The organism is Flavobacterium gelatinilyticum (assembly GCF_027111295.1).
Lineage (GTDB): Bacteria > Bacteroidota > Bacteroidia > Flavobacteriales > Flavobacteriaceae > Flavobacterium > Flavobacterium gelatinilyticum.
Genome location: NZ_CP114287.1, coordinates 4,557,713 through 4,573,182 on the forward strand (window position 1 = coordinate 4,557,713; position 15,470 = coordinate 4,573,182).

The following is a 15,470-nucleotide window of genomic DNA, read 5'->3' on the forward strand; positions in this document are numbered from 1 at the left end:
TTAAAAAATTATTCGTAACGCAAAGCCTCAATAGGATCTAGTTTTGAAGCTTTTATTGCAGGATATAAACCGGAAACTATTGCTACCATAAAGCTGGTTGCAAAAGCGGCAAAAATCGCCATCCACGGAATTACAAAAGCAAAGTTCATTACTGTGGCAAAGGCAAAACCAATCAAAATTCCTAAAACAATTCCAACCAGACCGCCAATTTGTCCAATTAATAAAGTTTCGATAAAAAACTGAACAGAAATCGTCACTTTTGTTGCGCCAAGTGCTTTTCTAACACCAATTTCGCGTGTGCGTTCTGTAACGGAAACAATCATAATATTCATTAAGGCAATAGAAGAACCCAGAATTGTAATGATAGATATAATCCAGGATGCCCAGCCTAAATATTGTGTAATTCCTAAAATTCTGTTGATTAAATCATCGCTTCGTCCAATACCAAAATTATTATCACGAACCGGACTTAGTTTCCGAACTCTTCGCATTGTACTAGTTGCATTATCTACAGCTTCGTCCAAAAGTTCTTTTTTCGATACCATAACACTTATGGTATAATTGATATTTGGAGCTGTAAATAAAGATCTTGCTACCTGAATTGGAATCAAAACACGTAAATCCTGACTGTTTCCAAAAGTAGAACCTTTCTCTTTTAAAACCCCAATGACTTTAAAACGGGCACCGCGAATAGAAATGATTTTGTCAATTGGGTTAACATCCTTTAATAAACCTTTTTCAAAATCAGAACCTACAACGCACGAATACGTATTATTGTCAATATCAAATTGGTTAAAAGATCTTCCTAAAGTAGTTTCTAAGCCTGAATTAGAAATAAAATGCTCGTCAACACCTACAATCGTAATTTCAGGATCGGTTTTAGTATCCAGATATTTTACTTCGGCTTTTGAAGTTGCGGTAAAAGAAAGGGAAGTTTCTGTAAAAGGATATTTGTATTTATTTTTAAAAGCCACAGTTTCAGGATACGAAATAATTGGGTTTACAACTTCTCGTTCATTTCCGCCGCGATTTTTAACGGTATTTTCATATTGGTTAATGTTGAAAGTATTGGCTCCCATCGATGCAAAATTGGTAGAAACTGTATTTTCTAATGCTGTTACAACAGTCAGAATTCCAACAAGTGCCGTAATTCCAATTGCAATAATTAATACAGTAAGAGTGGTGCGCAAAATTTGAGTTTTGATCGAACCAAAAGCAATTCGGATATTTTCTTTAAATAATTTTAGCATCATGACCAATTTGTCACGAAAATACGGTTTTTGTTACAAGTTTGTTTTCGAAGTGTTATTATTTATTTTAAAAAGTAAGATATTTGCAGGCGATTTTAAATTAAGTAGAAAGTTGGAAAGTCATAGAGACGAAAGCGCAAGAACCAACAATCACAAAAAATCCAGAAATAATTAATTTTAAAGGTTTTTGAGACTAGGATTAGAAAATAATCTAAAATCAGAAATCTAAAATCTAAAATAAAAAAGAGATGGCTTCAAAACCAAGTATTCCAAAAGGAACCAGAGATTTTTCACCAGCCGAGGTGTCAAAACGTCAATATATTATTCAGACAATAAAAGCTAATTTCGAGAAATTTGGTTTCCAGCCAATCGAAACGCCTTCGTTTGAAAATTCAGATACCTTAATGGGAAAATACGGTGAAGAAGGAGATCGTCTGATTTTTAAGATTCTGAATTCAGGTAACTTTTTCTACAATAAAAGTAAAATTGAATTGCCGGAATCAATTGAAGAATTACAAATCAATTCTGCTGAAAAGATAAGCTTAGAGCAAAGAATTGAATTGAATAAATTTACAGGAAAAATTTCTGAAAAAGCACTGCGTTACGACTTAACTGTTCCGTTTGCAAGATACGTGGTGCAGCACCAAAGCGAAATTGAATTTCCTTTTAAAAGATACCAGATTCAGCCGGTTTGGAGAGCAGATAATCCGCAAAAAGGACGTTTTAGAGAATTTTTCCAGTGTGATGCTGATGTTGTAGGTTCAAAATCGCTTTGGCAGGAAGTTGAATTGGTGCAATTATACGATACTGTTTTTACATCTTTAGGTCTAGAAGGTGTAACCATTAAAATCAACAACAGAAAAATTTTATCTGGAATTGCTGAGGTAATTGGTGCTTCAGATAAATTAATCGATTTTACCGTTGCGCTTGATAAATTGGATAAAATAGGAGAAGACGGCGTTAAAAAAGAAATGATTGAAAAAGGAATTTCTGAAGAAGCTTTAGTAAAAGTGCAGCCACTTTTCAGTTTCTCAGGAACTTTTGGTGATAAAATCAATCAGCTTTCAGAATTATTGTCTTCGTCAGAAGAAGGTATGAAAGGTGTTGAAGAATTAAAATTTATTTGCGACAATGTGGCCGATTTAGGTTTGTCAACTGCAATTTTAGATCTTGATGTAACACTGGCACGCGGATTAAATTATTACACAGGAGCTATTTTTGAAGTTGCGGCTCCAAAAACCGTATCAATGGGTTCTATTGGAGGCGGCGGAAGATACGACGATTTAACTGGGATTTTTGGGTTAAAAAACATGAGCGGTGTCGGAATTTCATTTGGTTTGGATAGGATTTATTTGGTTTTAGAAGAATTACAATTATTTCCAGAAACGGTTTCTGCTACATCAAAAGCGATTTTTATTAATTATGGCGACAAAGAAGCTTTGTATGCATCAAAAGCAATTCAGAAATTAAGAAAGGAAAATATAAAAGTTGAATTGTACCCGGATAACGTAAAAGTGGGGAAACAATTTCAATATGCAGACAAACGTTTGATTCCATTTGCAGTAATTGCAGGAGATCAGGAAATTGCATCGAATACTTTTGCACTTAAAAACTTAGTTTCAGGAGAGCAGATTTCTGTTGATTTTGACGGATTGAAAAACGCATTGATCTAATTGACATTGGATTAAGAAATATTTCACGCAAATTTAAGCAGATTATATATGATTTTAATTTTTAAAAATCTGTGTAATCTGCTTAAATCTTTTAAAAATCTGCGTGAAATAATCTGGTGAAAAAAAATGTATTTTTTTGTTTAGATTTTTTAATTAAAATGGTTTTCTTTTAGTCAGATTATGAGAAGCTTATGAGATTCTATCGGGTTTTAATTGAATAAAAATCTGTTTGGATCTGCTTAAATCCTTTTAAAATCTGCGTGAAATAGTTGCGGGACAAGAAAAAATACTCTTAATTTGCGACCTCAAGTTACGGGCGTAGTTCAAGGGTAGAATAGCGGTCTCCAAAACCGTTGATGGGGGTTCGAATCCCTCCGCCCGTGCAAAATCAAATACCTCGAAACTGCTAATTGCTAATAATTGGCTTTAGGGGAATCAAAAAAACAAAAGCATAAAAAAAAGCTTCGTCTCTATAGGCGAAGCTTTTTTTAATATAAGGTAAATTTGAATTAATAATTATTTTGAGGCCGAGGCCAACCCTTAAATTCAATTTTGGTGGTAATGATTTTTGTTTTTATTGGTCCCAAAGATAAGACAAACTAAAACGTAATAGTCTTAAAATTATAATAAAATTTTATTGTGTATTTTCGCTTTTTAAAAGTCTCATAATTAATAAAGTGACAATTTGACATTTTATAAGGTTTGGCAGTACTTTTGCAATCCAACAGAAAGAATAAAAAAATGAAGTTTAAAAATATTTTTAAAAATAAAAGTAATATGACTACGGAAAATACAGAATTCGATCAGGAATTAGATGATGCAACGATAGAGAATAACGCTAATGGAGAGCAATTAATTGTTGAGGAATTAAGTGTTGAAGAGCAATTGGCTCAAGACTTAGCTAAAGAAAAAGATAAGTTTTTGAGATTATTTGCCGAATTTGAAAATTACAAAAAAAGAACTTCAAAAGAGCGTCTTGATTTATTTAAAACCGCAAACCAGGAAGTTTTATTGGCTATGCTTCCAGTTTTAGATGATTTTGACAGAGCTGCAGTAGAAATCAACAAATCTGATGACGAAAACCTTAAAAAAGGAGTGGAGTTAATTCACGAAAAACTAAAAAGCACTTTAGTTTCTAAAGGTTTAGAGCAGGTTGAAATACAAGCTGGTGATGCATTTAATGCAGACATCGCAGAAGCAATTACCCAAATTCCGGCTCCGTCTGATAAATTAAAAGGGAAAGTGGTTGATGTTATTGAAAAAGGATACAAATTAGGTGACAAAATTATTCGTTACCCTAAAGTTGTTGTTGGAAACTAAAATACAGTAAGGTTCAGGAATTCAGTTTTATAAAATTGGAATTTGGAATTTTAGATTTGGAATTTAATCTAGATTATGAAAAAAGATTTTTACGAAATACTAGGCATTTCAAAAAATGCTGATGCTGCCGAAATCAAAAAAGCATACAGAAAAAGTGCTTTAAAATACCACCCTGATAAAAACCCGGGCGACAAAGAGGCAGAAGAAAACTTCAAATTGGCGGCAGAAGCTTATGAGGTTTTAAGTGATCCGCAGAAAAAAGCGAAATACGATCAGTACGGTCATCAGGCATTTGATGGTTCCGGCGGATTTGGCGGTGGTCACGGCGGTATGAACATGGATGATATTTTCAGCCAGTTTGGTGATATTTTTGGCGGCGGATTTGGCGGTTTCGGAGGCGGTGGCGGAGGCCCTCGTCGTGCTAAAGGAAGTAATCTTCGAATTAAAGTAAAACTAACTTTAGAAGAGATTGCAAATGGAGTTGAGAAAAAAGTAAAAGTAAAACGTAAAGTTCAGGCAAAAGGAGTTACTTACAAAACCTGTACGACTTGTAATGGTCAGGGACAGGTAATGCGTGTAACTAATACTATTTTAGGAAGAATGCAGTCTGCATCAACCTGCCCGACTTGCGGCGGTTCTGGTCAGATTTTAGATAAAAGACCTTCTGAGGCAGATGCACAAGGAATGGTTCAGGAAGATGAAACTGTATCAATCAAAATTCCTGCAGGGGTTACTGACGGAATGCAGTTAAAAGTTTCTAACAAAGGAAATGATGCGCCTGGAAATAGTATTCCAGGAGATTTAATTGTTGCGATTGAAGAAGTTGAACACGAATTTTTAAAACGTGAAGGAGAAAACGTTCACTTCGATTTATACATCAGTTTCCCTGAAGCTGTTTTGGGAGCTTCAAAAGATATCGAAGCAATAAACGGAAAAGTTCGTATTAAATTAGAAGAAGGAATTCAGTCCGGAAAAATCTTACGATTAAAAGGAAAAGGAATCCCAAGTTTAAACGGATACGGAAACGGGGATTTATTAGTTCACGTAAATGTATGGACTCCAAGAACGCTTAATAAAGAGCAGAAACAATTCTTTGAGAACGCTTTAAACGACGAACACTTCGTTCCAAGCCCTGAAAAATCAGAGAAATCATTCTTTGAAAAAGTAAAAGATATGTTCTCATAACAAACACTTTTTTAGAGATGTTTTTACATAAAATAAAAACCCATTCTATAAACCAGAATGGGTTTTTTGCGTATTATTAGGAAGATACGATGTGAATTATTTACTTTTACAAATCGTTGGCCCAAAAAGCTGGCTGATATAGAAAACCTAAAAACAAAAATGAGCAACTTACTCGAAGTACACAAAGTCGTAAAACAATATGGCGATTATGTAGCGCTTAACGAAGTTTCATTAAATGTGCCCAAAGGCAGTATTTATGGGCTTTTGGGTCCAAACGGAGCCGGAAAAACTTCTTTAATCAGAATCATCAACCAAATTACACTTCCGGACAGCGGTAAAGTAATTTTAGACGGAGAAGAGCTGCAGCCAAAACACGTACAGGTAATTGGATACCTGCCGGAAGAACGCGGTTTGTATAGTTCGATGAAAGTGGGGGAGCAATGTTTGTATCTTGCCCAAATGAAAGGACTTTCAAAAGCCGAAGCCAAAAAACAACTCTATTTCTGGTTTGATCGTTTAGGTATTCAGGGCTGGTGGAATAAAAAAATTCAGGAACTATCTAAAGGAATGGCGCAGAAAATCCAGTTTGTAGTCTGTGTGCTGCACAAACCAAAACTGCTGATTTTTGACGAGCCGTTTTCCGGATTTGATCCTGTAAATGCCAATGTAATCAAAGATGAAATCCTGGCATTAAAAGAGCAGGGTTCTACTATTATTTTTTCGACACACAGGATGGAAAGTGTTGAGGAATTATGCGATCATATTGCCTTAATCCACAAATCGAATAAACTCATCGAAGGAAAAGTAAACGATGTAAAACGTCAGTTTAAAAGCAATAGTTTCGAAGTAGGTATTTTGACAAACAATGTCGAAGGTCTTATGTATGATATTACACAAAAATTTACTGTTTCGCCTGCGAGTTTTAAATCACTAAACAACGAATTGAAGCTGAACATCCAGATTGGGAACGCAGCGCCAAACGAATTGTTAAACGTTCTGACACAACGCGGACAAGTAACGCATTTCGTGGAAAAAATTCCAAGTGTAAACGATATTTTTATTCAGACAGTTACCGAAAATAAAATTTAGATTTCAGATTTCAGATTTTAGAGTGAAAACCTGAAATCTATAATCTAAAATCAACATTCTAAATCCAAAATAAAAAAATGAGCATCATTTCGTTGATTATAAAAAGAGAATTTATAGCCAAAGTCCGCAATAAATCTTTTGTTGTCATGACTTTTCTTAGTCCGCTTTTATTTGTGGCTATAGCGGTTTTTATTGGCTATTTAAGTTCGATGAAAGCAGAAACAAAACGAATTGCGATTCATGACGAAACGGGACTTTTTGCAGCCGATTTTTTAAAAGTAAATAAAAACAGCTCAGAGTTTAAATATTATGATTTGTCTGAAATTGAGGTAAGAGCCTTAAAAGACAGTATTACCAAAGAAAGTTTCAGTGGTTTAATTGTTATTCCGAAAACAAATAATATTAAGAATTTAGAAAGCAAAATTGAATTTATTTCCAATAACAGCCCAAGTCTTTCTTTTATAGAAAATACTCAGGACATCATTGGAGAAAAAATTACAAAACTAAATCTGGAAAAAGCCAGACTTGATACTCTGGCCATTCAAAAAGCACAATCAAAAGTCAATATTCATCTTGTAAAAGCTTCTGGAGAAGAAAGTCTAAAAGGCTTAAACGAAGTCAAAATTGCGATTGGAGGAGCTTTTGGTTATTTGATTATGATGTTTATTATCATATACGGAAATATGGTAATGAGAAGCGTCATCGAAGAAAAAACCAACCGAATTATCGAAATCATTATTTCATCGGTAAAACCCTTTCAGTTAATGATTGGTAAAATTGTTGGGACTTCACTGGCCGGAATTTTACAATTTATAATCTGGGCTGTGATTGGTTTAGGATTGATGCTTGCCGCATCGGTATTTTTTGGAGTCAATGTGGGATCAGCTTCCAGAATTCCGCCTGTTTTGGCACAGTCAGTTGGACATAACTTTTCAGAAATCATGCAGATTGGATTAAGTGAAGCGTGGAATCTCCCTATTGCGAGTATTTTAATCAGCTTTATAGTCTATTTTATTGGAGGATATTTTCTGTACAGCTCATTTTACGCTGCTATTGGTGCCGCGGTTGACAATCAGACAGATTCACAGCAGTTTTTGCTGCCTATTATCATGCCGCTTATTTTAAGTGTTTATATAGGGTTTTTTACGGTAGTAAATGATCCTCACGGAACCATTGCAGTTGTTTTTTCAATGATTCCGTTAACATCGCCAATTGTAATGTTAATGCGTATTCCGTTTGGCGTGCCGTGGTGGCAAATCGCAATTTCGGTATCATTATTGTTTGCAACATTTTTCCTTGTTGTCTGGTTCGCCGGAAAAATCTACCGTGTAGGTATTTTAATGTACGGTAAAAAACCAACCTGGAAGGAATTGTATAAATGGCTTAAATATTAATTTTTGAAGGGACAAAGGTTCAGAGTGACAAAGGAACAAAGTTTTTTAGTTTGTGATTATTGAATCTCTGGCGCTTTAAACCTTTAAGAAAATCGTATAACAATAGTTCTGAAGAACAAGGCGACAAAGATTTTAAACTTTGTCCCTCTGTTCTTTGCAACTTTGAACCTTAAAAAAGAATGAGTAAAATACTAATTGTCGAAGACGAAGCAGCGATCAGGAGAGTTTTGGTAAAAATATTATCAGAAGAAAATGATTCGTATCAGGTTGATGAAGCCGAAGATGGTGCGGCGGGACTTGAAAAAATAAAAAACAACGACTATGATCTCGTTTTGTGCGATATCAAAATGCCAAAAATGGACGGTGTTGAGGTTTTGGAAGAAGTAAAAAAGATAAAACCTGAAATCCCAATGGTGATGATTTCTGGACACGGCGACATGGAAACCGCCATTCAGACCATGCGTCTGGGAGCTTTTGATTATATCTCGAAACCGCCGGATTTAAACCGTTTGCTGAATACAGTTCGTAATGCTTTGGATAAAAAACAATTAGTTGTTGAAAATAAAATACTGAAGAAAAAAGTCAGCAAAAATTACGAAATGATTGGCGACAGCGAGTCAATTAATCATATAAAGGTGATGATTGACAAAGTAGCGCCAACCGAAGCCAGGGTTTTAATTACAGGGCCAAACGGGACAGGAAAAGAATTAGTGGCACATCAGCTTCACGAAAAAAGCGAACGTGCCGGTTTTCCTCTAATTGAAGTAAACTGTGCGGCGATTCCGAGCGAATTGATAGAAAGTGAATTATTCGGCCACGTAAAAGGCGCTTTTACATCGGCAGTGAAAGACCGTGCCGGAAAGTTTGAAGCAGCAGATAAAGGAACTATTTTCCTGGATGAAATTGGCGATATGAGTCTTTCGGCGCAAGCCAAAGTTTTGCGCGCACTTCAGGAAAACATGATTACCAGAGTAGGTGCAGATAAAGATATAAAAGTAGATGTTCGTGTTGTTGCGGCAACCAATAAAGATTTAAAAACAGAAATTGCCGAAGGCCGTTTCCGCGAAGATTTATACCACCGTCTGGCTGTAATTTTAATCAAAGTGCCGCCATTAAATGAAAGACGCGATGATATTCCGGCTTTGATTTCGCATTTTGCAGAAAAAATAGCCTCAGAACAAGGAAATGCAGTAAAATCATTTTCTGCATCAGCCATAAAATTATTGCAGGAATACGACTGGACAGGAAACATTCGTGAACTTCGAAATGTAGTAGAGCGATTAATTATTCTGGGAGGAAACGAAATATCTGAAACAGATGTAAAATTGTTCGCAAGCAAATAATTGCTTCGCACTTTAGCTATAAGCTTTAGGCTTTAAGCTCTTTTTTAAAAATTAAATAATTTTTGCTTACAGCATATAGCTTAAAGCTTAAAGCATAAAAAAATGAAACTAAAAAAAATAAACGAGAAATTACAGGAAGGCTTAATTGAAAGTGGTTTAACAGATGCAAATGTATTGCAGTCAGAAACTTTTTCGACCATAAAAAGTGGTGCCGACTGTGTTATTATTTCTCCGGAAGGAACTGGAAAAACCACCACAATTGTGTTGAATGTAATTCAGCAATTAACAGGTAAAACCGAAGAATCACCTCGTGCTTTGATCATTGTAGAGAGCAAAGAAAAAGTACTTGAAATGGAAGAACTTTTCGGGAAATTTGGTAAATACACTAATCTAGAAGTATACGGAGTTCACGATAAAGGAGATATGGATTATGATAAAAACTATGTTTCGACCGGAATCGATGTTTTAATTGGAACACCCACAAAATTAAACGATATGTTTAGTACGGCAGGCTACAATGTAAACCGTCTGAAAATGTTTATTCTTGATGATGCGGATTCAATACTGAAATTACGCCACGAACCAAAAATTACCCGTATTTCAAACAGTATTGCCAAAACACAGCGAATTGTTTTTACTGAAACAATGACAGAACGTATCGAACTTTTGGCAGATAAGATTATGATCGAGCCTTATTTATTCGATATGGATGAAGAAGAAGATGATGAAGATGAAGAGGAGTTGGACGAAGAAGGAACAGAAGAGCTGGATGAAGAGGAATACGATAACGAAGAAGAATAAGTGCAATTTAAGTATACAGTCCCGGTTTTCAGCTGAAGATCGGGATTTTTAGTTTGCAGTTTCAGTAAGCAGGTTAGAGTGAAACTGAAAACTGCGACCTGCTGAAACTAAAAAAATGGAAATAATAAAGACCTTTAAATTTTTGACAATTGCATTACTGTGCTTTTTTCTGCTTATTTATTTAATCATGATTTCATATGTTTAGTTTAATCAGGCAGGATTGGTTTTTCATAGTGCGAGACTTCCAAAAGATTATAAATTCGATTATCAGCATAAATTTGAGGAACTCAATATTCGTTCGTTTGACGGAAGTCTTCTGAATGGGTTATTATTTAAGGCAGAAAATTCTAAAGGACTTGTTTTTTATCTTCACGGTAATGCCGGGACATTGGAAACCTGGGGGAAAATTGCCAGTATTTACACTTCGTTAGGTTACGATATTTTTATTATGGACTACAGAAGTTTTGGAAAAAGTGAAGGCGAAATAGAGAATGAAGAACAATTAACTCAGGATGTTTCGATAGTCTATAAATCAATCTCTAAAAGATATACCGAAGATAAAATTATAATTGCCGGTTATTCTATAGGTTCGGGTTTTGCCACCAAACTTGCTTTAAAAAATAAACCTAAAGCATTGATTCTTCAGGCACCGTATTATAATTTCTTGGAATTGTCAAGTTCAAGAGTGCCGTTTTTTCCTGATTTCATGAAAAAGTTCAGTTTAGAGACTAATCTGTATCTGCCGGAAGTAAAATGTCCCATCTATATTTTTCATGGAACAGAGGATCAGTTAATTCCTTACGATAATTCGGTTCGATTGAAAAAGTTATTGAAATCAAATGCCTATTTTTATCCTTTGAAAAATCAGGATCACGTGGGAGTAAATGAGAATGAAGATTTTCAAAAACAATTAAAAATACTATTAGAATAATTTATTAGCTGCAGTTTTCAGTGTCAGTAATCAGTGTTGCTGGAACTGTAAACGGCGGCTAAAAACTCAAAAAAAATGCAATATAAAATGTTAGTGCTCGACATGGATGATACCTTGTTGACAGACGATCACAGAATTTCAGATTTAAACAAAAAAGTATTATTAGAAGCACAGGCAAAAGGTGTTCACGTTGTTTTGGCTTCCGGAAGACCAACTTCGGCCATGACAGCTTATGCAAAAGAACTGGAGCTGGATTTAAACGATTCGTATATGATTTCGTTTAACGGAGCGGTTGTCAGCAGGGTAAAAGATGATTTGGTTTTATTCGAGCAGAAATTAACTCCTGAACAAATTCACGATTTATACGATTACAGCGTCGAAAAGAAAACGCATATTATTACCTATCTGGACGGCGAAATTATAAGTGAAACTGATTCTGAATATATCGAGATAGAAAAAGATATTACAGGTCTTCCTCATCGTAAAGTGCAGATTTTTAAAGATTATGTAAATAGAGCGGCAGTAAAATGTATTTTATTAGAAGATCCTGTTTACTTAAAAACACTTGAAAACGACTTAAAAGAAAGAATGCCGCATTTAAGCGTTTCGATGTCAAAACCCTTTTTTCTTGAAGTTGCCCAGCATGGAATTGATAAGGCAGCGAGTTTAAAACTTCTGGCTGAAAAGTTAGATGTTCACCAAAGTGAAATTATCGCTGTAGGCAATGCCGGAAATGATTTAACGATGATTGAATATGCCGGTCTAGGTGTCTGGGTAGACAATGTAACGCCGGAACTTCGGGATAAAGCCAATTTGATAGTGGCATCAAATAATAATGATGGTGTTGCCGAGGTAGTGCAGCGCTATATCTTAAATTAAATTTTATGAAGAAACCAATTGAAACAGAACGATTACTTTTAAGAGAATTACAGCTTTCAGATGCTGAAGGCATGTTTGAATTGGATTCGAACCCTAATGTGCATTTGTTTCTGGGTAACAGACCTGTAAAGAATATTGAAGAAAGCATCGAATACATTCATTTCGTGCAGAAACAATACAAAGATTACGGAATAGGACGCTGGGCTGTTATTCTAAAAGAAAGCAATGAATTTTTAGGCTGGTCGGGAATTAAATTCATCACAGACGAAATTAACGGCCATAAAGATTTCTACGAATTAGGGTATCGTTTTATAGAAAAACACTGGGGAAAAGGATATGCATCTGAAGCCGGAAAAGCTTTTGTTGATTATGCTTTTAATGAGATAAAAGCAGAGGTATTATATGCTTACGCAGATGCAGGAAACGAAAATTCAAGAAAGATTCTTGAAAAACTGGGATTTCGTTTTGTAAATTCTTTCGAATATGAAGAAGAATTAGAAGTTTGGTATGAACTCAAAAATCCAGACAGAAACTAAGAAATGTATTCCAAATCTTTACATACTTAAAAGTCAGTAAAGATTTGGAAACAATTCAGAGTTGAAAATATTTTGGAAATATTATTTTTTAGCTACAGAAACAAAATATTTATTTCCGTCACCCATTGTCAATTTAACACGTTCGTCGCAAAGATCGATTGCAAAATTTGCGCTTTCGTAACAGCTGCAAGTTGTGTTTTTATCTTTAGACATTTCAGTTTTACAGTTGTTGTTTTTGAAACTTGCCAATTGAGGCGTGTATAAACTTACTAAGTCTGTAGAAGCAGTTACTAACGAGATAATACTAGCAGAATTATTGTTTGTAATTCTGTATACGATTCTGTCAGTATAGTTTACTTCGTTTACTGTTACTTTACGGATATAAGTATAAGCAGTTGATTCTGCACCTGGTTCTTTAACCTCAAATTTAAAACCAACAGCACGAATAGCAACGTCAAATTGCTGTTGAGAGTTTAAACTTGCCCAGGTTGTTAAAGTACTAATAGAAGGAAATGGATTTGCAACAGGGGCATTAGTAGTTTGCGCTTGCGAACTAAAAACGGTTAAGAACATCAAGCAGATTGTGGGTAAAAATGCTTTCATAAAGCGTGGTATTTGTAATTTAATTTTTGCCTACTCTCTTTGGTTTTCGGCTTTCCCATTTCATTTTGTAACACAAAACAACAACATAACGAGTAAAATTCAAAATTGTTATGCGTGAATTATTATTAAATTAATAAAAAGCATCCGGAATTTTGAAATCCAAAAAAAGATTTCGTAAATTAAGATACTGGTAAATGTAAGATTTTTTGAATTTAAACTAAAAAAAAATGTATTTAATCGATTAAATTTGCATTTAATCGATGTTTTTGTCATTTTATTCTTATTGAATTGCTAAAGATAAAGTTCAGAAAAAATATTCTCTTATCAAAATAACTGAGGCCAGATTATTTTATTTATTTTAATACTGGTTTTAGTATGGCAAAACTTGTTGAAACGAAGTGTCTTATTGGTTTTCTTTTACAAAAATTGTTTGTAAATTTGCAGCCTTAAATTTTTTGACAACGATTTCATTAATTTAAGAGAATTATGGAAAATAGAAAAAAAGTTGCCTTTTACACTCTGGGTTGTAAGCTGAATTTTTCAGAAACTTCTACAATCGCCAGAAATTTCAACGACGAAGGTTTTGACCGCGTCGATTTTGAAGATGTCGCCGATATTTATGTAATTAATACCTGTTCTGTTACAGATAATGCTGATAAGCAGTTTAAGCAGGTTGTTAGAAAAGCAATGAAGCTCAATGAAAAAGCTTTTGTTGCCGCAGTCGGCTGTTATGCACAATTAAAACCGGAAGAATTAGCCTCTGTTGACGGCGTAGATTTGGTTTTGGGTGCCACAGAAAAGTTTAAAATAACCGATTATATTCATGATTTAAGCAAAAACGATATGGGTGAGGTTCACTCATGCGAAATTGCCGAAGCTGATTTTTATGTAGGAAGTTATTCTATAGGAGACCGCACGCGCGCTTTCCTAAAAGTTCAGGATGGCTGCGATTATAAATGTACTTACTGTACCATTCCTTTGGCACGAGGTATTTCAAGAAGTGATGCTCTGGAAAATGTTCTTAAAAATGCTCGTGATATCTCGGCTCAAAATATCCGTGAAATTGTTCTGACCGGTGTAAATATCGGGGATTATGGTAAAGGGGAGTTTGGAAACAAAAAACACGAACATACTTTTCTGGATTTAGTTCAGGCTCTCGATAAAGTAGAAGGAATCGAGCGTTTACGAATTTCATCTATCGAACCGAATTTGCTGAAAAACGAAACAATCGATTTTGTTTCTAAAAGCCGCACTTTTGTACCGCATTTTCATATTCCGCTTCAATCCGGAAGCAATGATATTTTAAAGCTGATGAAACGCCGTTATTTACGTGAAGTCTATATTGACCGCGTAAATAAAATTCGAGAAGTAATGCCGCATGCGTGTATTGGTGTCGATGTAATTGTTGGTTTTCCCGGAGAAACAGATGAACACTTTTTAGAAACCTATCACTTCCTTAACGAACTGGATATATCCTATCTGCATGTATTTACTTATTCTGAAAGAGATAATACAGAAGCGGTAGATATGGAAGGAGTTGTTCCGGCAAATGTTCGTTCAAAAAGAAGTAAAATGCTTCGTGGTTTATCCGTTAAAAAACGCCGTGCTTTTTACGAAAGCCAGTTAGGAACCAACAGAACTGTTTTGTTTGAAGGCGAAAATAAAGAAGGATATATTCATGGTTTTACAGAAAACTACGTAAAAGTAAAAACACCGTGGAATCCTGAATTAGTAAATACTCTGCAGGAAATCAATTTAACCAAAATCGACGAGGACGGAAGTGTTCGTATAGAGTTTTTGAGTAAACTTGCCGAGGTTTAAATAATACACAGTATTTGTCATTCCTCTGAATGACAAAAAAAGCCCTTTTGAATTTCAAAAGGGCTTTTTTTATAACTATTTCTGATCATCAGGAATTACCAGTTTCAAAGAATTAATATAATCCGTATCAAATTCTATAACTCTGATTTTTTCAGGATTAAAAGCTAAATCTCCTCCAAACTGCCCGCGGGTATCTAAGAAATCAATGGTTAGTTCTTCATCATTCAGTTCTATTAACTTTCCTAGATAAGCTGATTTTGATGATTTTTTTGCAATCTGAAAAACACCATAATTCTGTGCGATAAAATTCATAATCGAGGCTAAATCTTTGATCGGAATAATATCATCTGAATTGATTTTTAAACCTTTCATTCGAATTACCTTCTCGGTAAAAGCCAGATCAGGATCACGGTTTACACTTTCGATATTTTTATTTTTGAGAATAACAAAGCCATCCAAAACAAAATCTACAGGATTGTTTCGAAGTAAAATCCAGTCATCTGAATAATCAATAAGAAAACCGGTGAAAATTTCTTTTTTGTCCAGAAACGCTATTTCGATTAATTGTCTTAAATATTGTTCCATAATTGAGAGGTGAAAATCCAAAAATCAAATTCCAAATTCCAAAAACTTTGAGATTGGAAT

At 34.7% G+C, this 15,470-nt stretch carries 14 protein-coding genes and 1 tRNA gene; 12 read left to right on the top strand and 3 right to left on the bottom strand.

Annotated features, from left to right (window positions below):
* Window positions 1-8: 8 nt before the first annotated feature.
* Window positions 9-1,253, bottom strand: a complete 1,245-nt coding sequence (locus OZP11_RS19690; RefSeq protein ID WP_281232202.1) for an ABC transporter permease — start codon at window positions 1,251-1,253, stop codon at window positions 9-11.
* A gap of 245 nt (window positions 1,254-1,498) precedes the next feature.
* Between OZP11_RS19690 and hisS the strand changes: the two genes are divergently transcribed.
* The 11 genes from hisS (at window position 1,499) to OZP11_RS19745 (ending at window position 12,401) form a co-directional block, all read left to right on the top strand.
* Window positions 1,499-2,923, top strand: a complete 1,425-nt coding sequence (gene hisS, locus OZP11_RS19695) for a histidine--tRNA ligase (protein ID WP_281232203.1) — start codon at window positions 1,499-1,501, stop codon at window positions 2,921-2,923.
* 312 nt (window positions 2,924-3,235) lie between these two features.
* Window positions 3,236-3,306, top strand: a tRNA-Trp gene (locus OZP11_RS19700).
* A 358-nt stretch (window positions 3,307-3,664) separates the two neighbouring features.
* Complete coding sequence (locus tag OZP11_RS19705) at window positions 3,665-4,243, top strand: nucleotide exchange factor GrpE (protein ID WP_281232204.1); 579 nt, start codon at window positions 3,665-3,667, stop codon at window positions 4,241-4,243.
* Window positions 4,244-4,318: 75 nt separating this feature from the next.
* Window positions 4,319-5,428 (top strand): molecular chaperone DnaJ, encoded by a 1,110-nt coding sequence (dnaJ, locus tag OZP11_RS19710; protein WP_281232205.1) that lies wholly within the window; start codon window positions 4,319-4,321, stop codon window positions 5,426-5,428.
* A 159-nt stretch (window positions 5,429-5,587) separates the two neighbouring features.
* The gene (locus OZP11_RS19715; RefSeq protein ID WP_281232206.1) at window positions 5,588-6,517 is read left to right on the top strand and encodes an ABC transporter ATP-binding protein; all 930 of its coding nucleotides are present in this window, start codon (window positions 5,588-5,590) and stop codon (window positions 6,515-6,517) included.
* Window positions 6,518-6,594: 77 nt separating this feature from the next.
* Window positions 6,595-7,911, top strand: a complete 1,317-nt coding sequence (locus tag OZP11_RS19720; RefSeq protein ID WP_281232207.1) for an ABC transporter permease — start codon at window positions 6,595-6,597, stop codon at window positions 7,909-7,911.
* Window positions 7,912-8,090: 179 nt separating this feature from the next.
* A complete protein-coding gene (locus OZP11_RS19725; protein WP_281232208.1) occupies window positions 8,091-9,254 on the top strand; it encodes a sigma-54-dependent transcriptional regulator in 1,164 nt (387 codons plus the stop codon).
* A 102-nt stretch (window positions 9,255-9,356) separates the two neighbouring features.
* Window positions 9,357-10,055 (top strand): DEAD/DEAH box helicase, encoded by a 699-nt coding sequence (locus tag OZP11_RS19730; RefSeq protein WP_281232209.1) that lies wholly within the window; start codon window positions 9,357-9,359, stop codon window positions 10,053-10,055.
* A 220-nt stretch (window positions 10,056-10,275) separates the two neighbouring features.
* Window positions 10,276-10,986 (top strand): alpha/beta hydrolase, encoded by a 711-nt coding sequence (locus OZP11_RS19735; protein ID WP_281232210.1) that lies wholly within the window; start codon window positions 10,276-10,278, stop codon window positions 10,984-10,986.
* A gap of 75 nt (window positions 10,987-11,061) precedes the next feature.
* Window positions 11,062-11,865, top strand: a complete 804-nt coding sequence (locus OZP11_RS19740; RefSeq protein WP_281232211.1) for a Cof-type HAD-IIB family hydrolase — start codon at window positions 11,062-11,064, stop codon at window positions 11,863-11,865.
* 5 nt (window positions 11,866-11,870) lie between these two features.
* Window positions 11,871-12,401: a GNAT family N-acetyltransferase gene (locus OZP11_RS19745; RefSeq protein ID WP_281232212.1), complete on the top strand. Its 531-nt coding sequence runs from the start codon at window positions 11,871-11,873 to the stop codon at window positions 12,399-12,401.
* Window positions 12,402-12,482: 81 nt separating this feature from the next.
* Here the strand turns inward: OZP11_RS19745 and OZP11_RS19750 are convergent, their stop codons facing one another.
* Window positions 12,483-13,004 (bottom strand): hypothetical protein, encoded by a 522-nt coding sequence (locus OZP11_RS19750; protein WP_281232213.1) that lies wholly within the window; start codon window positions 13,002-13,004, stop codon window positions 12,483-12,485.
* A gap of 486 nt (window positions 13,005-13,490) precedes the next feature.
* Here OZP11_RS19750 and mtaB point away from each other — a divergent pair, with 486 nt between their 5' ends.
* Window positions 13,491-14,825: a tRNA (N(6)-L-threonylcarbamoyladenosine(37)-C(2))-methylthiotransferase MtaB gene (gene mtaB, locus OZP11_RS19755; RefSeq protein ID WP_281232214.1), complete on the top strand. Its 1,335-nt coding sequence runs from the start codon at window positions 13,491-13,493 to the stop codon at window positions 14,823-14,825.
* Window positions 14,826-14,900: 75 nt separating this feature from the next.
* Here mtaB and OZP11_RS19760 read toward each other — a convergent pair whose 3' ends face one another.
* Window positions 14,901-15,410: a hypothetical protein gene (locus OZP11_RS19760; protein ID WP_281232215.1), complete on the bottom strand. Its 510-nt coding sequence runs from the start codon at window positions 15,408-15,410 to the stop codon at window positions 14,901-14,903.
* Window positions 15,411-15,470 lie beyond the last annotated feature (60 nt).